Genomic DNA, 23,398 nt, shown 5'->3' on the forward strand with positions numbered 1-23,398 from the left:
CTCAGCGCAGGTCGCGGCGGAGCGCCGTCGTATCGTGCGATCCATCACCCTCGACCCAATCGACCAGCAACGTCAGCACACGGCGCAGTGCGGCGTCCTGTTCCTCGATGCGCGCCTCAAGCGAGGCGATGCGAGCGCGGCTGGCGGGATCGCCTGCCGTTGACGCGACCAATGCCTCGTCGATCCGGGTCTCCAGCGCATCGAGCCGCGCCAGGAGTGCCGGGTTGAGATCGGTCGGCCGGGCGGCGAGCTGCTCCATCGCGGCTTCGAGCGATTCGAGGTGATCGGCGACGGCCGGGTCGCTTTGCGGTCCGCGCGACGCGACCTCATCGAGCCGGGCTTCGAGCGCGGCGATGGCCGGGTCCGCCTCGGGCTCGCGCGCGGCAAGCTGGTCGATCCGCGCTTCGAGCGCCGCGAGCCGTTCGCTGCCCGCCGCATCGATCTCGGGGAGGCGCGCCGCCGTCTGCTCGACTGCGGCACCGAGCGCGGCCAGTTCGTCGCGAACCGTCTGATCGACATCCGAGACGGCGACCGCGATCTGGTCGGTACGCCCCTCGACCAAGGCGAGCCGCTCGGCCAGCGCGGGATCGACCTTCGGTGCGGTCTCGACCCGCGCCTCAAGCGAGGTCAGCCGCGCGAGGATGCCGCGATCGACACGCGGACCGGCCGAGACATTCTCCAGTCGCGATTCGATCGAGGCGATCGCCTGCATCAGCGACTGGTCAGGCGCGGCGGGTTCCTCGACCCGCGATTCGAGCGAGGCGATGCGGGCGAGCAACTCGGCATCCGGCTCGGCATCCTCGGACGGCAGATGCCGGATCGGGCGCGGCGCGGTGGTCGGCTCGGCCGCCTTGACGATTGGCAGCGGCTCGGACTTCTCGGGCGCGTCGCTCGAAATGTCCGCCAGCACCGTGTTCACCACCTCCGCGTCGACCGTATCGAGCTGTTCGATCGCGCCGAACAGCAGCACGCGCCCGGCAAGCTGGTTGAGCCGGCGCGGCACGCCATCGGAGCCAGCGTAGAGCGCCGCGAACGCATCGTCGGTGAAGTGCGGACGGCCAGTCCAGCCGACCACGCCGAGCCGGTGCTTCATGTACGGCGCGACTTCCTCGCGCTCCATCGGTTCGAGGTGATGAGTCGCGATCACGCGCTGGCGGAGCTGCTCGAGCCGGTCGGAACCGTGCAGCCGCTCCCGGAACTCGGGCTGGCCGAGCAGGAAGATCTGGAGCAACGCATGGCCGCCCGCCTGGAAGTTCGACAGCATCCGCAATTCTTCAAGCGCGGAAACCGGCAGCGCCTGTGCTTCGTCGACGATCAGCAACGTGCGCCGTCCGCTGCGTGCGGTGGCGTGCAGCCCGCGCTCGATCGCGGTGAGCAGTTGCGCCTTGGTCATCCCGTCGGTGTGGAGATCGAGCCCGTTGCCGACCATGCGAAGCAAGTCGTCCGCCTCGATCTGGGTCGAGACGATCTTGATCGCCTGCAAGCGGTCTCGGTCGATCGTCGCCATCAGATGCCCGACCAGCGTGGTCTTGCCCGCGCCGACATCGCCGGTGATGACGATGAAGCCCTCGCCCTGGCTCAGTCCATAGCCGAGATAGGCCATCGCCTTGCGGTGCGTGGCGGTATCGAACCAGAAACGCGGATCAGGCGTGAGCTGGAACGGCCGCCCGTTCAATCCATAATGGTCGTCGTACATGGCAACACCCTCAGAATTGATACCGCATCCCGACCTGGCCCTGGGCCGAAGTCTGGTCGCGCAGCCCCTGCTGGCTGAAATTGTAGATGCCGGCGGTCGCCGTCGCCCCCAACCGGCCGAAGCTTCGGTAATAGGTCGCCGTCGCGCCCTCGCTGTAGATGCCGCGCGATCCGGCGATACCGCTCTTATAGTAATTCGCGATCACGTCCGCGCTGATGCTGGAAACACGATCGAGCGTGACCGAGGCGAAAGCCTGCGCATAGACGCTCTCGTCTTCGACGCCATCGACGGTGAACTGCTCGCCCTCGGGCGCGAAGAACTTGCGGTTGGCATAGCCCGCACCGATGCCGTAGCTGAACGGACCCCGGTTCGCCGACAGGATCGCATCGACGCCGCGCGCGCGATACGACGAGGACGAGATCGACTGGAACACGCCGTTGAGGCACCCGCCCGCCGAACCTGCGGTGTTGCCGAACGTGCATCCCCCGAACTGCTGGCCGAACGCATCGCGCTGATCGATGAAGCTGGTCGGCAACCGCGAGATGCCGTCCTGCAACTGGCGCCCGAAGGTCGTCACCGAGTCATATACGCCAAGCTGGAAGCTTACGGCACGTGACGGCGAATAGGAAAACGAACCGGTATAGCTCACGCCGCCGTAGCGCTTGCCGACATTGGCGGTCAGCAAGGTGCGCGGCGACGGACGCCAGATCACGCCGGCGTCGTAAATCAGCCCGTCGGTCTCATAGGCGATCCGGCGCGGTGACGCCTGATTGGTGACGTAGCGACCGTTGCGGTCGATCACCGGATTGCCGCCCGCGTCGAGCAGCGCGTCCTTTTGGGTGATCTTGATCTTCTCATATCCCACGCCTCCGCGCAGCGCGAGCGTGCGCGTGACCGGCAGCACCACGTCGCCGCGGCCGTATTTGCCCTCGTAGCGCTGGCTGAGCTGGGTGGCGGTGTCGCGCTCGTACGCGCCGCTCACCGTCACGCCGACCGGCAGAACCTCGCCCGCCTTCACGCCGGCGGACGCGGTCGCGACGTGGCTCTGCGCGCTGTCGAACACGTCGAGCCGCTGCGCACCGGGCGCGACGCCGGTCGAACCGGGCGATTCGACCTTGGTGTAGCCGTAGCGATATGCCGCGTTGATCGCGACCGGGCCGGCGTTGGTCGCGAGCGTCGGGCCGGCATAGGCCGAATAGACCTGGCTGATGTTGTCGACATTGCCGGCGAGGTTCACCGGCGCCGCGCCGCGAATGTCGTAGCGCGAGCGCGTGGCGAGCGCGCCGCCGTCGAGGCTGACGCCCGGCGCGATCTTCACCGCCGCGCGTGCGAGGCCGCTGTGGACGTCGCTGTCACCGACACGCTTGCTCCACGCGATGCGGCGTTCGTAGCGATAGCTCACCTGAAGGTCGGCGCGGTTGGTATGCAGATCGGCGTCGACCCCGGCGGCGACCGTCGAATAGGTCAGCACGTCGTTGTCGCCGCTCAGATCGGCGACGGCGACTTGGCTCAGTTCGATATAGGGCGAGATCGACTTGTGCCGATCCTGCGCATGGACGGGCGCGGCAAGCAGCGTCGCACAGGCGGCCCCCGTCAGGAGCATCCGCTTCATTTCGAGTCCTCCTGCCCGTAATAGCTGCCGAAGCGGCGGCCGCCGGGCGCATAGGTCACCGCGTTGAGCAGCAACTGGATGTCTTCGCAGCCGCTGAGCAGCGCGACCGCTTCGCGCAGATCGCTCTCGACGGTGCGGTCGGCGCGCACCACCAGCACGGTCTGCCCAGCATGATGCGCGAGCACGGCGGCGGGCGACGCGGCCAGCACCGGCGGTGAATCGAAGATCAGCACGCGGCGCGGATCGGCGGCGAGCAACGCCGAGATGATCGCGGCGGTGCGTGCGCTGCCCAGCAATTCGGTGTCGTCGTGCGACTTGGTGCCGGCGGGCAGCACGCTCAATTGCGGGATGTCGGTGCGTACCACGCAGGTTTCGATATCGATCGTCGGATCGGCGAGCACATCGAGCAACCCCAGCCCATCCGCGAGGCCGAGCCGGTTCATCACGTCGGGCTTGGCGAAATCGGCGTCGATCAGGATCACCTCGACCTCGCGCTCCGCCGCCATCGAGATGGCGAGATTGAGCGCGCAATAGGTCTTGCCGTCGTTGGGCTTGGCCGAGCAGACCAGGATCGTGCGCGCCCGCGTCGCGTCTTTCTGGCGGAGCGTGCGCGCGGTCACCATCAGGTGCCGCTTGACCAGCCGGAACTCCTCCGCGAGCGCACCGACCGGCGCACCGGGGACGAGCAGCCCGTTGGTGGTCAGCATCGCGCGATCGACCACCGCCACGTCGCCCGGAGGCGACACTTCGGCGTAGGAGTCGGGTACCAGCGGCGCTTCCGCCACCGGCGCGACCCGCGGCAGCGGTGCCGATGCGGTGACGGGCGGTTGCGGGCTGCGCGCGCGCAGCTCTGCATTGAAGTCATAGATTTGCGCGGCGCGCTCGATCAGCGAGCCACCCAGCTTGCGCGAGGTCACGTCGTTCATGCGGCAAGTCCTCGCTGGAGCATCTCGACGCCGAGCAGCGCCACCCACGCGACCACCAGCGCCGCCATGCCGCCGCCGAAATAGCCGAGCTGGCGGCGGCGCTGCGCGGTCTGGAGCTTCGTCACGGTCTCGCCGATCGAGCCGATCACCGGCAAACCGGTCGCCGTTTCGAGCCGTTTCGACGTCGGGAAGGTTGTCTGCACCTGAGTCATCGCGAACGCGGCGCCCGCCCCCATCACCAGCGCCGCCAGCAGCACGCCGGTCAGCAGCAGCGGGCGGTTGGGCGAGGTCGGCACGCGCGGCGCGCTCGGCTGGTCGAGCACGCTGAACTTGATCGCATCGGTCTGCGACTGCGCTTGCCCGCGCAGGCGAACGCCCTCGCGATCGGACAGCAATTTGTCATAACTGTCCTTCAAGACCTGATAGTCGCGCTCGATCTGCGACTGTTGCTGCATCGCGCCCGAATCGCCGGTCAGCTTGGTGCTGATCGTATCGATGTCGCCCTGAAGCTGGCGTTTGCGGCTCATCAGCGCGGCGACCTGCGCCTGCTTGTCGGCCTGATTGGCCTTAAGCTGGAGATACAACGGATTGGACGCGCCGCCCGCCGCCGATCCACCGACCAGAGGTTCGTTGCGCGCCGCGGCCTGTGCGGCGGCGAGTTGGCTCTTGAGCGCGATCACATCGGGATGCTGCTCGGTATAGCCGCGCGCGCGCGCATCGGCGAGCTGTCCCTGGATCGCGTTCAGCCGGGCGCGGGCCGGCCCGGCGCTGCCGGCGCTGCCGCCCGCGCCGGGAACGCTCGCCGGGGTTCCGGCCATCTGACCGTTGATGACCGCCAGCCCCGATTGCGCGGCGGCGAGATCACCATCGACCTGCGCCATCTGGCTGCGCGCCGCCGCCATCCGGTCGGCGACCGAGCCGGTGCCGGGCAGCGAGCCGAGATAGCGGTTCTGGAAATCCTCGCGTTTGGCCTCGGCGTCGGAAAGCTGCTTCTGCTTCTGCGCGAGCTGCTGGTCGAGGAACTGGAGTGTCTGTGTCGTCTCCGCCTTGTCGCCCGAGAGGTTCTGCTCGACGAACTGATCGAGCAATTTCTGTACGACCTGCCGCGCGACCTTCGGGCTTTTCTGGCTGACCGAGATCGTGAAGATATTGTCCTGCTCGGACGTGATCTTCACCGCCTGCTGGAGCGCCGCCACCCGGTCCGCCACGTCCTTGTCGGTGGCGACGGTGTTGGCGAGGTCGGTGCCGCGCACGACCTTCTCGAGATTGTCGGCCGAGGTCAGCGTCTGGCGGACGGTGTCGAGATTCTTCTGCTGGTCCGCCGGCGAGATGCCGACGGCGGCGGGCAGCAACGTCTGCATCTGCGCGAACACGCGCGCGGTCGATTCGTAGCTGCTCGGGATCTGCGCCACGAACAGCCAGCCGACGATCGCGACCGCCCATGCCACGCCGAGCGCGATCCAGCGCCGTATCCAGACCGCGTGGATCGCGATCCGCAGTTCATCGTAAAGACCGTTCACGTGCCCGGCCCTCTCAAAACATGCTCTCGGGGATGATGATGACGTCGCCCGGTTCGAGCCGGACGTTCGCATGCGAATCGCCGTTCTTGAGAAGGTTGGACAGCTTGATGTTGTATTCGACTTGCTTGCCGGTGGCGCGATCGTAGCGGATCAGCTTGGCCCGGTTGCCGGCGGCATATTCGCTGAGGCCACCGACCGCGATCATCGCGTCGAGCAATGTCATGTTGGCGCGGTACGGTATCGACGCCGGCTTGGCGGTCGCGCCGACGATGCGGACCTGCTGGCTGAACGTGCCGCTGAAATTCTCGACGATCACCGAGACGACCGGGTCTTTGATATATTCGCCCAGCGCGATCTTCATGTCGTCGGCGAGCATCGCCGGCGTCTTGCCGACAGCGGGCATGTCGCTGATGAGCGGCGTGGTGATGCGGCCGTCGGGGCGAACCTGCACCTTTGCCGACAGTTCGGGGTTGCGCCACACGAAGATGTTGAGCTGGTCGAGCGGGCCGATGACATATTCCTCGCCCGGCTGTTCCTGCGTGGCGACGAACGCCGCCGGCGGCAATTGCCCGCCGCCGCCCGTCGCGCACCCGTTCAGCGCGAGCGCGGTCGCGCCAGCCGTGACACAGCCCTTGAGAAGCCCCGAAGTACGCATCCACCAAACTCCCTGCTGCTACAACCGGCACGCTCCGTCAGGCGTGCAAGTCCGCGGCGATGGTCGGGCTATGCCTTTGGAGAGGTGAAGATTGCGTTAGGAACGTCCGGCGCGCCCGCCAGGATTTCCGCCGGCGCGGGGTGGCCGAGGAATCCGGCCGGACTGGCCGACAGTCCGTAAGCGCCGGCCATGAACACCGCGATCAGATCGCCGGGGTGCGCGACGGGAATTCCGACGTGGTCGGCGAGCCGGTCGAGCGGGGTGCATAACGGGCCGACCACGCTGGCGACCTCGGTCGGTGCATGGGCCGGCGCGGTGGCGACCGCGACCGGATAGTTGCGGCGCACCACCGTGCCGAGATTGCCGCTCGCCGCGAGCTGGTGGTTCATGCCGCCATCGGTAACGATAAAGGTCTCCCCCCGGCTCTGTTTGCGATCGACCACGCGAGTCAGATACACGCCCGCCTCGCCGACCAGCCAGCGGCCGAGTTCGATCGCGAAGCGCGTGCCCTCGAGCCCGGCCGGCAGCGAACCGAGCCGTTCGACGAGCGCGGCGCCGATGGCCTCGATATCGAGCGGCACTTCGCCGGGGAAGTACGGGATGCCGAACCCGCCACCGAGGTTGACCAGCGGCGGCACGACGCCGACTTGTTCGCTGAGCCGTGCCGCCAGCGCCAGCGTCTCGGCCTGCGTCTCGATGATCGCCTGCTCATCGAGCGCCTGCGATCCCGCAAAGATATGGAAGCCGCACCACTCCGCGCCGGAATCGATCACCTCGCGCGCGAGCGCGGCGGCGCGATCGGAATCGATCCCGAAGGGGGATGCCCTGCCCCCCATCCGCATGCCAGACCCGCGCAGCTCGATCTCGGGGTTCACCCGCACGGCGAGACGCGGGACCAGCCCGAGCACGTCGCCGATCGCGATCGCGCGGGCCGCCTCGCCTTCGGATTCGAGGTTGATCGTGATGCCCGCGCGGATCGCCGCCTCGATCTCGTCGCGACGCTTGCCCGGCCCGGCGAAGCTGATCGCATGGCCCCGTTTCAGCCTCGTCACGCGCGCGAGTTCGCCCGCCGAGGCGACATCGAACCCGTCGACCAACGGCGCCATCGCGGCGAGCAAAGGCGCAAACGGGTTGGCCTTGATCGCATAGTGCAGATCGACGCCGGAGAACGCCGCCCGGAAGCGCGCCACCCGCCGCGCGACGGCGGCGAAATCATAGACGAACAGCGGCGTGTCGCCCGCGACATCGACCCATTCCTCCGCGCTGCGCCCGGCGATGACGAGCGGCGCGCCGGCGAAATCGGCCGGGATCGTCCCCATCGGCTTCATGCCGTCACCTCGCGGCGGAGCGATGCGCGGTCGAGCTTGCCGTTGGCGTTGACCGGCAGCGCATCGCGCCATTCGTAGCGCGCGGGCTGCATGAAGCTCGGCAGCTCGGCGCGCAGCCGCGCGCGCACCGCCGCCTCGGCCACGGCAGCGTCGCCGAGCGCCCGCGCCACCACCACGATCGCCTGCCCGAGCCGCGCGTCGGGCACCCCGATCGCCACCGCCTCGCCCGCCTCCTGCCCGCGCAACACGGCATCCTCGATCTCGGTGGGGCTGATGCGGTTGCCAGCGCTCTTGATCATCTCGTCGTCGCGGCCGACGAAACGGAACAACCCGTCCTCGCCCTCCATCACGGTATCGCCCGACCAAACCGCCATGCCGCCATTCTCCGCCCAATCGGGCGCGGGCCGGAAGCGCAAGGCGGTGCGCTCGGCATCGCGCCAATACCCTTGCGCCACCAGCGGCCCGGCATGGACCAGTTCGCCCGCTTCGCCGGGCGCGGCACGGCTGCCATCGGCGCGCACCGCCATCACCTCGGCGAAGGGGATCGCACGGCCGATCGCTTGCGGGTGCGCATCGACCAGTTCGGGCGCGAGGTAGGTCGAGCGGAACGCTTCGGTGAGGCCATACATCGGGTAGAGATCGGCCTGCGGGAATTTGGCGCGCAGCCCCGCGATGATCGGCACCGTCAGCGCGCCGCCCGAGTTGGTGAGCCGCCGCAGCCGCGCCGCCGTCGCTTCCGGCCATTCGACATCGAGTAACTGCACCCATAGCGGCGGTACGCCCGCCAGCGTCGTCGCGCCGAACCGCTCGACCGCTTTCACCACGTCCCGCGCGGTCAGGTAATCAAGCGGCGCGACCGATCCGCCCGCCGCCCAGGTCGAAAACAGCTGGTTCTGCCCGTAATCGAAACTCAGCGGCAGCACGCCCAGCACGCGATCGGCGGGCGTGATTTTGAGGTAGTGCGCCACGCTGATCGCCCCCAGCCACAGGTTCGCATGGCTGAGCATCACCCCCTTGGGCCGCCCGGTCGATCCCGAGGTGTAGAGGATCGCCGCGAGCGCGTCGGTGTCGGCGCGCGATGGCGGTAGCGGATCGGTGTCGCCAGCGAGGTCTTCCTCCAGAACGATCCGGCAATCACCCGGCACGTCGCCCGGCTCCAGCGTGGCAGCGCGCGCCGCCTGCGTAACGAGCAGCCGCGCGCCGCTATCGGCGAGGATATGCGCCACCTGCGCGCGCTTGAGCACCGGGTTGACCGGCACATGCACCAGCCCGCCACGCGGCGCGGCGAGCGGCATCACGCATGCGGTCACCGTCTTGGGCAGCCAGCTCGCCACCCGCGCGCCCGGTTCATCGACCGCCTGCCGAAGCCGGGCCGCGATGCCCCCGGTGCGGCGCTCCAGCTCGGCGAAGGTGATATCGCCGCTCTTGAACGCCAGCGCCACATCCTCCGCCCGCCCGCGGAGCGGCAGCGTGTCGATCGGGCGAGGCACGGGATCGAGAGCGATCATCGCGCCCTGATAGCCGAGTCCGCCGCCTTGTGAAGACCCGGGCGAAGGCGCGGCCCTTGGCAGAAGCACGCCCTTTCTCTAACGCGCGCCGAAAAGGGAAGGATGGGCCTGCAGTGTTGCCAGACGATAATTCGACGATCGAGACGACCGTGCGCGCGGTGTTGCGCGACGTGCTGGGGCTGAGCGAAGCGCGCGCGGCCGCCTTGCGCGACGACACGTTGCTGTTCGGCGCGATGCCGGAACTCGATTCGATGGCGGTCGCGGGCGTGCTCACCGAACTGGAAGAGCGGCTCGGCATCCTGATCGAAGACGACGAAGTCGACGGCGAAATGCTCGAGACCTTCGGCGCGCTCGTCCGGTTCGCGGCGGCCAAAGCGCCGCGATGAGCGCGCGCGGTTGATCGACCATTACGACTGGCGCGGCGGCCGCGAGGCGATGTTGCGCTTCGGGCCGACGAACGGCCCGATCGTGGTGATCGCGATGCCGCTGTTCGAAGAAGCCAACCGCACGCGCGCGTTCGTGGTGACGTTGTGCCGCGCGCTCGCCGCGCGCGAGGTGGCGAGCGCGCTGCCCGATCTGCCGGGTCAGGGCGAAAGCGTGCTGCCGACCGATGATGCCCGCCTCGACGACTGGCGCGCCGCCTTCGCCGCCGCTGCTGGAAACATCGGCAGGCACGTGCATGGCGTCGCACTGCGCAGCGGCGCCGCGATCGACGGTGAAGCGCGGCTGGAGAGCCGCTGGCGGCTATCGCCGCTTCCCGGCGCGGCGGCGCTCTCCGAATTGCGGCGTGCCGCGTCGACCGGCGGCACGGCGATTCCGGTTCAGCCCGGCGCGGATTGTCCGCCGCTTCTGCTCGCCGGCAATCGTATCGCGCCGCCGCTGTTCAATGCCCTGACCGACGATGGCGCGGTTGCCGTGCCGGACGGACCGCTGCGCACGGTGCGGCTGGTTAGCGACCCGCAGCCCGCCGACCGCAAAGTGGATGCCGCCCCACTCTGGCGCCGCGCCGAACCCGGCAACGATCCCGCGCTCGCCGCGCTGCTCGCCGACGATATCGCGGCATGGATCGCGCGATGCGGCGGCTGATCGCGTTTCCCTGCGCGGGCGACCGCCTGCTCGGCACGCTCGATGAAGCCTCGGGCGAGACCGGGCTGCTGATCGTCTCGGGCGGTAATGAAGTCCGCGCCGGCGCGCATCGCGGCATGGCGTTGCTCGCCGCGCGACTGGCGGCGGCGGGCGTGCCGGTGTTCCGCTTCGACCGGCGCGGCGTCGGCGATTCAAGCGGCGAAAATGGCGGCTTCCTGTCCTCCGCCCCCGATATCGCAGCAGCGGCGGCGACCTTCACCGCCGAGACGGGGGTGCGCCGTCTCATCGCGTTCGGCAATTGCGACGCCGCGACCGCGCTCGCGCTGTTCGGGCATTGCGCCGGGATCGACCGGCTGATCCTCGCCAATCCGTGGGTGATCGACGACGCCGACGATCTGCCGCCCGCCGCCGCGATCCGGGCACGCTACGCAGACAAGGTGAAGAACCCGCGCGAGTGGCTCCGGCTGGCCAGCGGCGGGGTGAACCTGCGCAGGCTCGTCGTGGGCTTGCGCAAAGTGACGCAAGCGCGGTCGCCACGCGAGGACGGCCTCGCCGCGCGACTGATCGCCGCGCTGGAGGGTTGGGGCGCGCGCGCGACGATCCTGCTCGCAAACGGCGACTCGACCGCGCTCGCGTTTCGCGATGCGATGAAGACCGCGACGCTCGCCGCGCCGATCGAAACGCTCGACAGCCCCTCGCACAGCTTCGCGCGCGAAGGCGATGCGGATTGGTTGTTCGAACGGATTTTCGAGGCGATCTGACCCGCAACACCCGTCGCCCCAACGCAAGCGGGGGTCTCGGGCGACGAAGTTTCGCGCGCTATTCCGCCGCTTCCGCCACCTTGAAATCCTCCGCCGCGAGGAAGCGTTCGGCATCGAGCGCGGCCATGCAGCCGCTGCCGGCGGCCGTCACCGCCTGACGGTAATGCTTGTCCATCACGTCACCGCAGGCGAACACGCCGGGCACGTTGGTCTTGGTAGTGCCGGTCTCTACCTTGATGTAATGATCCTCGTCGAGATCGACGTGGCCACGGAACAGCTCGGTCGCCGGGTGGTGGCCGATCGCGACGAAGCCGCCGTCGGTGTCGAGCCGCGACAGCTCGCCCGTCACCGTGTCGCGCAGTTCCAACGCGATCAGGCCCGCCGTGCCGCCGCCATCGACGAACTCGGCGACTTCCTTGTTCCACAGCACGCTCACGTTCTTGTGCGCGAACAGCCGGTCCTGGAGGATCTTCTCGGCACGGAAATGGTCGCGGCGGTGGATGATCGTCACGTCGGGCGAATGGTTGGTGAGGTACAAAGCCTCCTCGACCGCAGTGTTGCCGCCGCCGATCACCGCGACCTTCTTGCCGCGATAGAAGAACCCGTCGCAGGTCGCGCACGCGCTGACGCCCTTGCCCTTGAGCGCTTCCTCGCTGTCCAGCCCGAGCCACTTGGCCTGCGCGCCGGTCGCGATGACGAGCGTGTCGCCCTCATAGACATCGCCGCCGTCGCCGATCAGCCGGAACGGGCGCTGCGAGACATCGACCTCGACGATCGTGTCGTACATGAGTTGCGTGCCGACATGCTCGGCCTGCTTCTGCATCTGCTCCATCAGCCACGGCCCCTGGATCACGTCGGCGAAACCGGGGTAATTCTCGACATCGGTGGTCGTCATGAGCTGCCCGCCGGGCTGGATGCCCTGCACGAGAATCGGCTTCAGCCCCGCACGAGCGCCGTAGATGGCGGCGGTGAGGCCCGCCGGCCCGGAACCGAGGATCAACATGCGGGTGGTATGCGTGGTCATATCGGCTTCCAGCTTGGCGACGGGGCGTCTCGGGCGCGCTTCTATGGGGCAAGCGGCCCGGATGGCAATATCGGCATGGCAGCGCGTCGGTACAAACCGCGCGCGCGACAGTTTTGTTTTGCGACGCCATGACGATGCTATCACAACGCTTCGACACCCCACGCTCATTGCGGACGGTAGGAGGGTGGCTGACGAACTCGGGATAGTGCTGATGACCTCTCGTACGATCCTCGGCGCGATCATTGCAGGCGGCGCGTCGAGCCGGTTCGGCAGCGACAAGGCGCTGGCGCTGCTCGATGGCCAACCGCTGATCGCGCACGCAGCCGCCGCGCTCGGAGCGTTCGTGAAGACGATCGTGGTGTGTGGCCGAGACTGGAATGGCTTGCAGTCGCTTGCCGACCGGCCACGTCCCGGCCTCGGCCCGCTCGGCGGGATCGCCGCCGCGTTGCTCCACGCCGAAGCGACGGGATATACGCACGTCCTCACGATCGGTTGCGACATGCCGCGCGTGCCACCGGCGTTGATCGCCGATGTGATCGCGGGCGCACCGGCCTATTGCGGCGACGCGCCGATCCTCGGCTGCTGGCGTGCCGATGCCGCCGAGATGCTCGCGGCGCGGCTCGACGGGTACGTCAGCGGCACGAAGAGCGCCGCGCTGTCGATCCGGCGCTGGGCCGACGCGGTGGGCGCGACCGCCCTGCCCGCGCCCGAGCCGCTTTTCAACGTCAACACGCCCGCGGATTTGCCGATATGACCACGCGCACCGAACACATCCTCGTCCTCACCCGCGATGGCGCGCATACGGATGAGCGCACCATCGCGATCGAGGCGCCCGTCGCGATCGAGGTGAACGGCATCGGCTATGCCGTGCTGATGGCCACCCCCGCCGCGCTCGACGATCTCGCCACCGGCTTCCTGCTCACCGAACGGCTGATCGATGCGGCCGCCGACATCCTCGACATGGACGTGTTCGAGACGCCCGCCGGCTGGATCGTCCGCGTGACCGTCGCCGAGCGTTGCGCGGGGCGAATCCATGACCGGGTCCGCCACCGCACCAGCGATACCGCCTGCGGGCTGTGCGGCGTCTCCGGGCTGGAACAGGTCGTCCGCCCGGTTACGCGGCATGCGCCGACGCCGCACACCAGCGCCGCCGCCGTGTTCACCGCGCTGGAGGCGATCCGCGCGCACCAGCCGCTCACCGCCGCGACAGGAGCGCTGCACGCGGCGGCGGTGTGCGATACCACCGGGGCGATCGTCGCCGCGCGCGAGGATGTCGGCCGCCACAACGCGCTCGACAAGCTGATCGGCGCTTGCGCGCCTGCGGAGATCGCAGCGGGTTTCGTGCTCGTCACCTCCCGAATCAGCTTCGAAATGGTCGACAAGGCGCTGGTCGCCGGCGCGCCGCTGCTCGTCGGCATCTCCGCCCCGACCGGACTCGCGGTCGATCACGCGCGCGCGCATGGACTCAGTCTGGTCGCGCTGGCGCGGAAGGATGCGATGCTGGTGATGAACGATCCGCACCACGTTTTCGCGGCGCGTTTGTGAACGATGGTAGCGAAGGAGGGACTTGAACCCCCGACCCCAGGATTATGATTCCCGTGCTCTAACCAGCTGAGCTACTTCGCCTCGTCATCGCGAGAGCGGCGCCTATAAGTGCGTCAAACCGGGCGGTCAAGCGAACATATGGCGCGACAGCGGCTCCCACGGCCCGCCGCGATAATACCAGCTCGCCAGACCCGCGATCGCCACCGCGCGCGGGCGGAAATCGACCGCCAGCGCGCTCAGCAGCGCCTTCGCCTCCGCAGGCGGCACCTTGTTCTGGATGGTGACGTGGGGACGCCAGCCGGCGCGATCCTGCGGCATCAGCAATGGCGCGAATGCGTGCGCGAGCGAATCGCGAATGTCCTCCAGCGAGGGGCTTTCGATGCGGAACGCGACACCGCCGCCGAGCGACATCAGCCCGCCGATCCGCGCGTCTGGCGGCGCCACCCCGCGCGTTGCCGCCGACAGGCGCTGCTTGAGTTCGGCCGTGATCGACGGCGGCAGATGGTGGAACATGGTGAGATGCGCCGCCAGTTGGTTGCGCTCGGGCGGGAAGTGCCGCTTGCGCAACCCGTCGAAGAACGCCGCATCGGTTTTGCCGAACAGCGCCGTCACGATTACGGGTGCGGCCTCGTTCAAATCTCGAGCTGGCTGCCGAGTTCGACGACCCGGTTGGTGGGCAGCCGGAAGAACTCCATCGCGCTTTCGGCGTTGCGGAGCATCCACGCGAACAGCTTCTCGCGCCAGATCATCATCCCCGGCCGCGACGATGCCAGCAATGTCTGCCGTGCCAGGAAGAAGCTGGTGTCCATCATGCGGAACTCGGCGCCGCAGCGATGCACGTTGGCGAGCGCGACCGGCACGTCCGGTTCCTCGATGAAACCGTATTTCAGGATCATCCGGTGGAAGCCGTGCGTCAGGTCTTCGAGATGGCAGCGCTGCCCTTCCGCGACATACGGCTCATCGACGATCTTCACCGTCAGCAGGATGATGCGCTCGTGCAGCACCTTGTTGTGCTTGAGGTTGTGGAGCAGCGCGTGCGGCACCCCCTCCGGCGTCGAGGTCATGAACACCGCCGTCCCCGGCACGCGAGTCGCGGCGGTGGCGGCGGATTGGATGAACACCTTGATCGGCATCGCGCCCTCGCGCATCCGCGCGATCATCAACTGCCGTCCCTTCGACCACGTCGTCAGGATCGTGAAGATGATGAAGCCGGCAAGCAGCGGGAACCAGCCGCCCGAGACGATCTTGGTCAGGTTCGCGGTGAAATACGCGCCATCAACCAGGAAGAACACCGCCAGCAGCGGCACGGCGGCGATCAGCGGCCAGTTCCACAAGCGGCGCAGCACCACCACCAGTAGACAGGTGTCGATCAGCATCGCTCCCGTCACCGCAATGCCATAGGCGGCGGTGAGGTTCGACGAACTGCGGAAGAACGCGACCAGCAGCAGCACCATCGCCAGCAGCAGCCAGTTGATCAGCGGGATGTAGATCTGCCCGGCGGTCGCGGCATTGGTATGCTCGATCCGCAGCCGCGGCATGAAGCCGAGCTGGATCGCCTGCTGAGTCACCGAGAACGCGCCCGAGATCACCGCCTGGCTGGCAATCATCGCCGCCGCCGTCGCGATCAGCACGAGCGGCAATTCCCAACCGGCCGGCGCGAGTTTGTAGAACGGGCTTTCCAGCGCGGGCACGCCATCGCGAAACAACAAGGCGCCCTGCCCCATGTAGTTGAGCATCAGCGCGGGCAGCACGAAGAACATCCATGACACGCGGATCGGATTGCGGCCGAAATGCCCCATGTCGGCATAAAGCGCCTCCGCGCCCGTCACCGCCAACACGACCGAACCGAGCGCGAGGAAGGCGCGCAGCGGATCGTGGTAGAAGAACAGGGCGGCATAGTGCGGCGACAGCGCCCACAGGATGCCCGGCGTCTTGACCATGCTCATCACGCCGAGCGCGGCGATCACCACGAAATACAGCAGCATGACGGGGCCGAAGAACAGCCCGATCTTGGCGGTGCCTTTGCTCTGGATGACGAACAACGCGATGATGATGAGCCCCGACAGTGGCAGCACCAGATGCGACAGGCTCGGCTGCGCGACGGCAAGACCCTCGACCGCGCCGAGCACCGTCACCGCCGGGGTGATCATGCTGTCCCCGTAGAACAACGCGGTCGCGAACACGCCGAGCAGCACGATCCCGCGCGACCAGCGGATCTGCTTCACCCGCCCCGAGATCAGCGCGAGCAAGGCGAGGCTGCCGCCCTCGCCCTTGTTGTCGGCGCGCATGATGATCGTGACGTACTGGATCGTCACGACGAGCAGCATCGACCAGAAGATCAGGCTGACCACGCCCATGATGTGCAGCGCATCGACCGCGAGCTTGTGATGCCCGGCGAAGGTTTCGCGGAAGGCGTAGAGCGGGCTGGTGCCGATGTCGCCGAACACCACGCCGATCGCGCCGAGCGCGAGCTTCGGCAGCGGGTCCGCGCCATGCGAGGGAGCGCCGGGCGTCGCGAGATCGGCTCCGGCGGGCGCGGGTTCAGCCGCGCTGGTGACGATATTGCTCACTGGAAGGCAGTTCTTGCCCGAAAATCAATCATATATGGCATATGCAGACCGATCGCGCCCCAGTGATCCACCGATGGAATCCACAGCGGCAGGCCCGTAGCATGGCGCTCGGGTCGTTAGCAATCTTCCATGTGGGGACGCGCTCGCGCGGTTCAAGACGTCCGCGCGGCATAGGCCTGCCCCAGCGTCAGGATCGCGGTGGCGTGGCGTGCGGCGATCGCGGCGGTATCCGCACCATAGCCACCGCCGACCGTGCTGGCGAGCGGGATGCCGCGCTGGATCGCAAGCCGCGCCACCAGCGTCTCGCGCGCGACCAGTCCCGCCTCGGTGAGCGAAAGCCGGCCGAGTCGGTCACCCCCGAACGGATCGACGCCGGCCTGATAGAGAATGAGCTGCGGCCGCACGCTATCGAGCAAAGGCGCCAGCGACTCCTCCAACGCCCGAAGATAGGCCGCGTCCCCGGTGCCGTCGGGCAGCGCCACGTCGAGCGTCGAGCGCGCCTTTCGCGCCGGGAAGTTCTTCTCGGCATGAATCGAATAGGTCGCGATTCCGCTGCGCCCGGCGCACAGCGACGCCGTGCCGTCGCCCTGATGCACGTCGCAATCGACCACCAGCAGCCGCTCGACGGTGCCCTCCTCGACCAGCCGCACCGCCGCCACCGCGAGATCGTTGAGCACGCAATAGCCCGATCCGGTGCCCGCCAGCGCATGATGGCTGCCGCCCGCGGTGTTCGCCGCATAGCCGTGGTCGAGCGCAAGCCGCCCCGCCAGCCATGTCCCGCCGACGACATGACGCGATCGTTCCGCCACCGCCGCCGTCACCGCGAAGCCGATGCGGCGTTCCTTTTCCGCCGGTACGCGCACCTCGATCACCTCGGCGATATAGTCCGGGTCATGCACCGCCTCCAGCCACGCGCGCGGCATCGGCTCGGGCTCGACCCAGTTGAGGCGCGTGCCCTCCGCGCGCAGTAGATCGCGGAGCAGCCCGTTCTTGCTGAGCTGAGTCGGGCTGTTCGCATGCGCGGCGGAAACATAGGCGGGATGATGGACGATCGGGATCACCACGCTTAGGTAAGGTCGCGGGCGGCGCGGCGCAAAGCGGCGCCAAGGAGATGCTTTTGGCCGATATTTTCGTTCGCCCCGATGTGCGTGGTTTTCTCGCTTTTCTCAACGCCGCGCCCGGCCCGCGCATGCACGAAGTCGATGCCGCCCGTGCCCGCATGATGCTCCGGTCGATCAAGGACATCGCCGATCTGCCGATCGGCACGCTCGGCACGATGCTCGATCTGACCATTCCCGGCCCGGCCGGCGATCTGCCCGCGCGGCTGTTCGATCCGCGTAGCGTGCGCGACCCCGGCCCGTTGGTGCTGTTCTTCCACGGCGGCGGTTTCGTCATCGGCGATCTCGACACGCATGCAAGCTTCTGTGCCGAAATGGCGCGCGCGCTCGATCTGCCGGTGCTGTCGGTCGATTACCGGCTCGCCCCCGAACATCGCTGGCCCGCCGCGCCCGACGATTGCGAGGCCGCCGCGCGCTGGGTCGCGAGCGCGCCGCCCGCGCTGCCGCGCGTCGCAACGGGCCTCGTCCTGTGCGGCGACAGCGCGGGCGGCAACCTCGCGATCATCACCGCGATGGCGCTGCGCGACGATCCCGCACCGCTGCCGGTGGTGGCGCACCTGCTGTTCTACCCCGCCGCCGACGGCTCGCGCACGTACCCGAGCCTCGCCGCGTTCGAGAGCGGCTATCTGCTCGATCGCGACAGCCTCCGGTGGTTCGCCGACGCCTATCAGGCCGATTTCAGCCACCCACGCGCCTCGCCGCTGCTCGCCGATCTCGCTGGCATGCCGCCTGCCACGGTGCTCACCACCAGCCTCGACCCGCTCCGCGATCAGGGTCGCGCTTATGCCGCCGCGCTCGCGCAGGCCGGCGTGCCGGTGACGTTCCGCGAGGCGAATGGCACGGTTCACGGCTTCATCACGCTGCGTCAGGCGATTCCCTCGGCGGTCGCGGACTGCGCCGGCGCCTTCGCACTTGCGAAGACGATGATTGCGGAGAGTGTCGCCACGCGGCTAACGTCGCCCGCTCCCACCTCAGAGGCGCGTTGAGCGATGACCGATCCCCATTTGCTTCCCTATCGCCCGTGCGCGGGGCTGATGATCCTCAACCGCGAGGGCCGCGTCTTCGTCGGCCAGCGCAAGGACACCAGCATCGAAGCGTGGCAGATGCCGCAGGGCGGGATCGATCCCGGCGAGGACGCCGAGACGGCGGCGCTGCGCGAACTCCGCGAGGAAACCGGCATCGCCGCCGATCGCGTCGAACTGATCGCCATCGCCCCGCACGAACTCAGATACGATCTGCCGCCCGATCTGGTCGGCAAGGTGTGGAAGGGAAAATGGCGCGGCCAGCGCCAGCGCTGGTTCCTCTGCCGCTTTCTCGGAGACGACAGCGAGATCGACATCGCCACCGAGCATGAGGAATTCATCGCCTGGCGCTGGATCGAACCCGCGCAACTGCCCGCGCTGATCGTGCCATTCAAGAAGGCGCTGTATGAGGAAGTCCTGCTCCTGTTCCGCGACTATCTCGGTTGATGCGATCAGCGGCCCCGCGCCGACGGCAGGCTGAGATCGTCACGGTGGCTGTCGATGCTATGGGAATGTCATGGTATTTCCGTTGATCCTCGTCGCGGCGCCGGTTCTGGACCCGGCGCAAGCGCCGTCAGCCACGACGCCGGCCAAGAACGACGCACCGCTGCCGCCACAGCTCAGGGCGATGCTCGACGCGGCGATCGCTTCGGGCAATGAGAACGACATCAACATCATCTCCAAATACGCGTCCAACGCCGCGCCCGAATCCGCACGCACGATCAAGGCGTCGGTCGATGGCTGGCGCAAGGCGCGTGAGGCCAAGCGGGTCGAGACGATCGTCGAGGCCGGTCCGTTCGATCTGTGGAAGGGCAGCGTCCAGCTCGGTGGCTATGCCACAACCGGCAACACCAACGACCTCGGCGTCAACGCGGCGGTGAAACTCAGCCGCGAGACGTTGCAGTGGAAGCACACGGTAACGCTCGCGGTCGACTACAAGCAGAGCAGCGGCCTGATCAGCCGCGAACATTATCTCGCCGCCTATGAGCCGAACTACAAATTTTCCGAACGCGGTTATATCTACGGCACCGGCAGCTACGAGAGCGACCGTTTCCTCGGCTATTACAACCGCTATGCCGGGTCGGTGGGCGCGGGTTTCGGCGTGATCCGCTCGCCGGGCATCAAGCTCGATCTCGAAGTCGGCCCGGCCTATCGCCGCACTTCCTTCACCGATGCGACTCAGGAAAACAGCTTCGCGGCGCGCGGATCGATGGATTTCGCGCTGAAGCTCAACCGCGCGATCTCGGTGACTCAGGCCGCGTCGGTCTATTTCCAGAAGATCAACAGCACGGTCAGCAGCGTCTCGGCGATCAACGCCAAGCTGTTCGGCCCGCTCTCCGCGAAACTTTCCTACGCCGTGCAATATGAAAGCGCGCCGCCGATCGGGCGGGTCAGCACCGACACGTCGAGCACGGCTTCGATCGTGTACAGTTTCTGATTCGCGGGCGGTTCGCGCTGGAGTGACGGATCGACCGCAAACGACCGCAACGGGTGGAGTAACGCCCGGTCCCGCGCTAGGCTCTGGCGATGGTAACCCTTGCCCCCAGTGAACGCGCTGCGATCGAGCGGGTCGAAGGCGCGCCGATGCTCGCGCAGACGCAAGCGTGGGCGGCGATCAATTCGGGCACGCGCAACCTCGCCGGGCTCGCGGCGATGGCGGCGAACCTCGCCGACGCGTTCGCCATCCTCCCCGGCGACCTCACGCTCGCGGAACCGGCACGCGCCGAGACGCTGCTCGCCGACGGCACGCTCGCCGCGCTCGATCACGGCCGGCATCTGCATCTGACCGTCCGCCCCCAAGCGCCCGTCCAGATCCTGCTGACCGGCCATATGGACACCGTCTTCCCAGCCGACCACCCGTTCCAGACGATGCGCTGGCAGGACGACGGCTGCCTCAACGGCCCCGGCGTCGCCGACATGAAGGGCGGTCTCGCGGTGATGCTCGCCGCGCTCTCAACGGTAGAAGCGAGTCTGCTCGCCGATCGCATCGGCTATGAGGTGGTGATCGGCTCGGACGAGGAAACCGGCTCGTTCTCCTCCGCCGCGCTGATCGCCCGCGCCGCGCGACGCAAGGCGGCGGCGCTCACCTACGAACCCGCGCTTCCCGACGGCACGCTCGCCGGCGCGCGCGGCGGGACGGGCAATTTCTCGATCCTGATCCGTGGGCGAAGCGCACATGCCGGTCGCAACCCCGACGACGGCCGCAACGCCGTCCTCGCCGCCGCCGACATCGCGCTTCGGCTGGCCGAGGCGCGCTCGCCGCGCCTGTCGGTCAATCCCGCGCGGATCGAGGGCGGCGGGCCGAACAACGTTGTGCCCGATCTCGCCATCCTGCGAGTCAACTTCCGCCCCGCCGACGCCAGCGAGATCGCGCGCGCGCAGGCGTGGATCGACGCAACCGTCGCGCATGTCGCCGCCGCGCATGATGTCAGCATCAGCGTCCACGGCGGCTTCAACCGCCCGCCCAAGCCGATCGATCCCGGCGCGGCAAAGCTGTTCGGCGTGGTCAAACAGGCCGGCGCCGACCTCGGCCTCGATATCGCCTGGCGCGACACCGGCGGGGTGTGCGACGGCAACAACATCGCCGCGTGCGGCGTACCCGTCGTCGATACGATGGGGGTGCGTGGCGGCGCGATCCACTCGGCGGACGAATTCCTGATTCCCGAGAGCCTCGCCGAACGCGCAGCACTCTCGGCGCTCACCATCTTGCGCATTGCCGAAAAGGGGGGACTGTGACGTTTCGTATCCGCGCCGCGCGCGACGAGGATCTCCAGCCACTCTACGAGATGGCCAAGCTGACCGGCGGCGGCTTCACCAACCTGCCGCCCGATCGCCCCTCGCTCAAAGCCAAGCTCGACAAGAGCCACGCCGCCTTCGCCAAGACCGACGACACGCTCGCCGACGAGCTGTTCGTGCTGGTGCTGGAGAATGCGCAGACCGGCGAGGTGCGCGGCACCTGCCAGATCTTCACCCATGTCGGCCAGCATTACCCGTTCTACAGCTACCGCATCGGCACGCTCACCCAGCACAGCAAGGAACTCGGCCGCACCTTCCGCGCCGACCAATTGAGCCTCACCACGGATCTGGAGGGATGCAGCGAGGTCGGCGGGCTGTTCCTGCATCCCGGCGAGCGTGCCGGCGGCCTCGGCATGCTGCTCGCGCGCAGCCGCTACATGTTCATAGCACAGCACCGCGCGCGCTTCGCCGACCGCATCCTCGCTGAACTGCGCGGGGTGATCGACGAGGCGGGCGGATCGCCGTTCTGGGACGGGCTGGCGGGCCGCTTCTTCGGAATGAACTTCCAGGATGCCGACCAGTTCAACGCGATCCACGGCCACCAGTTCATCGCCGACCTTTTCCCCAAACACCCGATCTACATTGCGATGCTGCCGGAGAACGCCCGCGCCGCGATCGGCCTGCCGCACCCGTCGGGCCGCGCGGCGATGCGGATGCTGGAGATCGAGGGCTTCAGCTTCGACAAATATATCGACATTTTCGACGGCGGCCCGACCATGACCGCGCCGACCGACAAGGTGAACACGATCGCCAACGTCCGCCCCGCGCGGCTGATCGCGATCGACGGTGACGGCGGTGAGCCGGTGCTGGTCGCCGCTGGCCGGCTCGGCGATTTCCACTGCGCCTATGGCAAGCTGCGCGCGGTCGGCGACGGTGTCGCGATCGACCGCGCCTGCGCCACCGCGCTCGGGCTGATCGAGGGCGACAACCTTGCCTGGGTGGCGCGCTACTGATGCTCACCGAGATCAATTTCGACGGGCTGATCGGCCCGAGCCACAATTTCGCCGGCCTCAGCCCCGGCAACCTCGCCGCGACCGCCAACGCCGGGCGCGTGGCGCATCCGCGCAGGGCCGCGCTGGAGGGACTTGCCAAGATGCGCGCCAACCTCGCGCTTGGTCTGACGCAAGGTCTTTTCGTGCCGCTCGCGCGGCCCGATCATCGCTGGCTTGAGAGCCTGTCGGTGGATTTTACAACCGCCGCGCCACACCTTCGGGCGCAGGCTTTGTCGGCCTCGGCGATGTGGGCGGCGAATGCCGCGACCGTCTCGCCCGCCCCCGACACCGCGGATTCGCGCTGTCATCTCTCCGCCGCCAATCTCGTGACGATGCCCCACCGCAGCCACGAATGGCCCGGCACGCTCGCGCAACTCCGCCTCGCCTTCGCCGACCCCGCCTTCGTGGTGCATGGCCCGGTGCCGGCGCCGTTCGGCGACGAGGGCGCCGCGAACCACATGCGACTGTGTGCGACGCACGATGCGCCGGGCGTCGAAGTGTTCGTTTACGGCGTGACGGGTGGCCCCTTCCCCGCGCGCCAGCACCGCGAGGCAAGCGCCGCGATCGCGCGCGCGCACCGGCTCGCGCCCGACCGCACGCTGTTCGTCCAGCAATCCGAAGCGGCGATCGCGGCAGGGGCGTTCCACAACGACGTGGTCGCGGTCGCCAACGAACGCGTGCTGTTCGCGCACGAACACGCCTTCGCCGATCGGGAGGGCTTCTACGCGGACCTCCGCGAGCGTCTGCCCGAAGTCGAGATCGTCGAGGTGCCCGCTTCGCAGGTCACCCTCGCCGACGCCATCGCCTCCTATCTCTTCAACGCGCAGCTCGTCACCCCGCCCGATGGCGTCATGACGCTGATCGTGCCACAGGAAGCCCGCGAGACCGCATCGGTCTGGGCATATCTGCAAGCGATGCTCGCCGGCAACGGCCCGGTCCGCCGTGTCGAGATCGTGGACGTGCGCCAGTCGATGGCGAACGGCGGGGGTCCGGCGTGTCTGCGATTGCGCGTGGTTGCCGATCCCGCGACGATCGACCCGCGCTTCCTCGTCGACGCCGCCAAGCTCGATCGCATTGCCGGCATCGTCGCCGAACATTGGCCCGAGGACATAGCGCCCGACGCAATCGGCGACCCAGCGTTGATTGCCACGATCGAGAACGCCCGCCGCGTGCTGCTGGAGGCGCTCGACCTTGTCGAATTAGCTTACACGTAACCATATCCATTAACGTGAATCTGCG

At 68.1% G+C, this 23,398-nt stretch carries 22 protein-coding genes and 1 tRNA gene; 11 read left to right on the top strand and 12 right to left on the bottom strand.

Features of this window, described 5'->3' with window-relative positions; translation table 11 throughout:
* Position 1: 1 nt before the first annotated feature.
* From J0A91_RS24895 to J0A91_RS17215, 7 genes are all read right to left on the bottom strand, one after another.
* Positions 2 to 1,696, bottom strand: a complete 1,695-nt coding sequence (locus J0A91_RS24895) for an XrtA/PEP-CTERM system-associated ATPase (protein WP_240502056.1) — start codon at positions 1,694 to 1,696, stop codon at positions 2 to 4.
* Positions 1,697 to 1,706: 10 nt separating this feature from the next.
* A complete protein-coding gene (locus J0A91_RS17190; RefSeq protein ID WP_069205917.1) occupies positions 1,707 to 3,308 on the bottom strand; it encodes a hypothetical protein in 1,602 nt (533 codons plus the stop codon).
* Positions 3,305 to 4,234 carry a P-loop NTPase family protein gene (locus tag J0A91_RS17195; protein WP_069205918.1) on the bottom strand — a complete coding sequence of 310 codons (930 nt, stop codon included), beginning with the start codon at positions 4,232 to 4,234 and terminating at the stop codon, positions 3,305 to 3,307. Before J0A91_RS17195 ends, J0A91_RS17190 begins: the two co-directional genes overlap by 4 nt.
* Complete coding sequence (locus J0A91_RS17200) at positions 4,231 to 5,754, bottom strand: XrtA system polysaccharide chain length determinant (RefSeq protein WP_069205919.1); 1,524 nt, start codon at positions 5,752 to 5,754, stop codon at positions 4,231 to 4,233. The genes J0A91_RS17195 and J0A91_RS17200 overlap by 4 nt, the downstream gene beginning before the upstream one ends.
* 13 nt (positions 5,755 to 5,767) lie before the next feature.
* Complete coding sequence (locus J0A91_RS17205) at positions 5,768 to 6,409, bottom strand: XrtA/PEP-CTERM system exopolysaccharide export protein (protein ID WP_069205920.1); 642 nt, start codon at positions 6,407 to 6,409, stop codon at positions 5,768 to 5,770.
* Between the two features lie 68 nt (positions 6,410 to 6,477).
* The gene (locus J0A91_RS17210) at positions 6,478 to 7,737 is read right to left on the bottom strand and encodes a pyridoxal-dependent decarboxylase, exosortase A system-associated (RefSeq protein ID WP_069205921.1); all 1,260 of its coding nucleotides are present in this window, start codon (positions 7,735 to 7,737) and stop codon (positions 6,478 to 6,480) included.
* Positions 7,734 to 9,245, bottom strand: coding sequence for an acyl-CoA ligase (AMP-forming), exosortase A system-associated (locus J0A91_RS17215; protein ID WP_206365060.1), 1,512 nt, complete (start codon positions 9,243 to 9,245; stop codon positions 7,734 to 7,736). The genes J0A91_RS17210 and J0A91_RS17215 overlap by 4 nt, the downstream gene beginning before the upstream one ends.
* Before the next feature lie 113 nt (positions 9,246 to 9,358).
* Between J0A91_RS17215 and J0A91_RS17220 the strand changes: the two genes are divergently transcribed.
* From J0A91_RS17220 to J0A91_RS17230, 3 genes are read left to right on the top strand one after another with little or no spacing between them, the layout of a single operon-like run.
* The gene (locus J0A91_RS17220) at positions 9,359 to 9,631 is read left to right on the top strand and encodes an acyl carrier protein (protein WP_069205922.1); all 273 of its coding nucleotides are present in this window, start codon (positions 9,359 to 9,361) and stop codon (positions 9,629 to 9,631) included.
* 10 nt (positions 9,632 to 9,641) lie between these two features.
* Positions 9,642 to 10,331, top strand: coding sequence for a hypothetical protein (locus tag J0A91_RS17225; protein WP_069205923.1), 690 nt, complete (start codon positions 9,642 to 9,644; stop codon positions 10,329 to 10,331).
* Positions 10,319 to 11,092 carry a hydrolase 1, exosortase A system-associated gene (locus J0A91_RS17230; protein WP_069207436.1) on the top strand — a complete coding sequence of 258 codons (774 nt, stop codon included), beginning with the start codon at positions 10,319 to 10,321 and terminating at the stop codon, positions 11,090 to 11,092. The genes J0A91_RS17225 and J0A91_RS17230 overlap by 13 nt, the downstream gene beginning before the upstream one ends.
* A gap of 58 nt (positions 11,093 to 11,150) precedes the next feature.
* Here the strand turns inward: J0A91_RS17230 and trxB are convergent, their stop codons facing one another.
* Positions 11,151 to 12,116, bottom strand: coding sequence for a thioredoxin-disulfide reductase (trxB, locus tag J0A91_RS17235; RefSeq protein ID WP_069205924.1), 966 nt, complete (start codon positions 12,114 to 12,116; stop codon positions 11,151 to 11,153).
* Between the two features lie 211 nt (positions 12,117 to 12,327).
* On the opposite strand from trxB, the gene mobA reads away from it, so the two are divergent.
* The gene (gene mobA, locus J0A91_RS17240; RefSeq protein WP_069207437.1) at positions 12,328 to 12,870 is read left to right on the top strand and encodes a molybdenum cofactor guanylyltransferase; all 543 of its coding nucleotides are present in this window, start codon (positions 12,328 to 12,330) and stop codon (positions 12,868 to 12,870) included.
* Entirely contained in the window at positions 12,867 to 13,661 is a 795-nt protein-coding gene (gene fdhD / locus J0A91_RS17245) for a formate dehydrogenase accessory sulfurtransferase FdhD (RefSeq protein ID WP_069205925.1), read from the top strand. Before mobA ends, fdhD begins: the two co-directional genes overlap by 4 nt.
* A gap of 4 nt (positions 13,662 to 13,665) precedes the next feature.
* Here fdhD and J0A91_RS17250 read toward each other — a convergent pair.
* The 4 genes from J0A91_RS17250 to J0A91_RS17265 form a co-directional block, all read right to left on the bottom strand.
* A tRNA-Met gene (locus J0A91_RS17250) sits at positions 13,666 to 13,742 on the bottom strand.
* Positions 13,743 to 13,787: 45 nt separating this feature from the next.
* A complete protein-coding gene (locus tag J0A91_RS17255; protein WP_069205926.1) occupies positions 13,788 to 14,297 on the bottom strand; it encodes a 2'-5' RNA ligase family protein in 510 nt (169 codons plus the stop codon).
* Entirely contained in the window at positions 14,294 to 16,231 is a 1,938-nt protein-coding gene (locus tag J0A91_RS17260; protein ID WP_240502057.1) for a potassium transporter Kup, read from the bottom strand. The genes J0A91_RS17255 and J0A91_RS17260 overlap by 4 nt, the downstream gene beginning before the upstream one ends.
* A 152-nt stretch (positions 16,232 to 16,383) precedes the next feature.
* Positions 16,384 to 17,292 (bottom strand): histone deacetylase family protein, encoded by a 909-nt coding sequence (locus J0A91_RS17265; protein ID WP_069207439.1) that lies wholly within the window; start codon positions 17,290 to 17,292, stop codon positions 16,384 to 16,386.
* Positions 17,293 to 17,342: 50 nt separating this feature from the next.
* On the opposite strand from J0A91_RS17265, the gene J0A91_RS17270 reads away from it, so the two are divergent.
* From J0A91_RS17270 to J0A91_RS17295, 6 genes are all read left to right on the top strand, one after another.
* Positions 17,343 to 18,335, top strand: a complete 993-nt coding sequence (locus J0A91_RS17270) for an alpha/beta hydrolase (protein WP_069205927.1) — start codon at positions 17,343 to 17,345, stop codon at positions 18,333 to 18,335.
* A 3-nt stretch (positions 18,336 to 18,338) separates the two neighbouring features.
* The gene (locus tag J0A91_RS17275; protein WP_069205928.1) at positions 18,339 to 18,818 is read left to right on the top strand and encodes an RNA pyrophosphohydrolase; all 480 of its coding nucleotides are present in this window, start codon (positions 18,339 to 18,341) and stop codon (positions 18,816 to 18,818) included.
* 70 nt (positions 18,819 to 18,888) lie between these two features.
* The gene (locus J0A91_RS17280) at positions 18,889 to 19,809 is read left to right on the top strand and encodes a DUF481 domain-containing protein (RefSeq protein ID WP_069205929.1); all 921 of its coding nucleotides are present in this window, start codon (positions 18,889 to 18,891) and stop codon (positions 19,807 to 19,809) included.
* An 89-nt stretch (positions 19,810 to 19,898) separates the two neighbouring features.
* Positions 19,899 to 21,107, top strand: coding sequence for a hydrolase (locus J0A91_RS17285; protein ID WP_069205930.1), 1,209 nt, complete (start codon positions 19,899 to 19,901; stop codon positions 21,105 to 21,107).
* A complete protein-coding gene (locus J0A91_RS17290; protein ID WP_069205931.1) occupies positions 21,104 to 22,120 on the top strand; it encodes an arginine N-succinyltransferase in 1,017 nt (338 codons plus the stop codon). The genes J0A91_RS17285 and J0A91_RS17290 overlap by 4 nt, the downstream gene beginning before the upstream one ends.
* Positions 22,120 to 23,373 (top strand): N-succinylarginine dihydrolase, encoded by a 1,254-nt coding sequence (locus J0A91_RS17295; protein ID WP_069205932.1) that lies wholly within the window; start codon positions 22,120 to 22,122, stop codon positions 23,371 to 23,373. The genes J0A91_RS17290 and J0A91_RS17295 overlap by 1 nt, the downstream gene beginning before the upstream one ends.
* Positions 23,374 to 23,398 lie beyond the last annotated feature (25 nt).

It is taken from the genome of Sphingomonas panacis, assembly GCF_001717955.1.
Taxonomy (GTDB): Bacteria; Pseudomonadota; Alphaproteobacteria; order Sphingomonadales; family Sphingomonadaceae; genus Sphingomonas; species Sphingomonas panacis.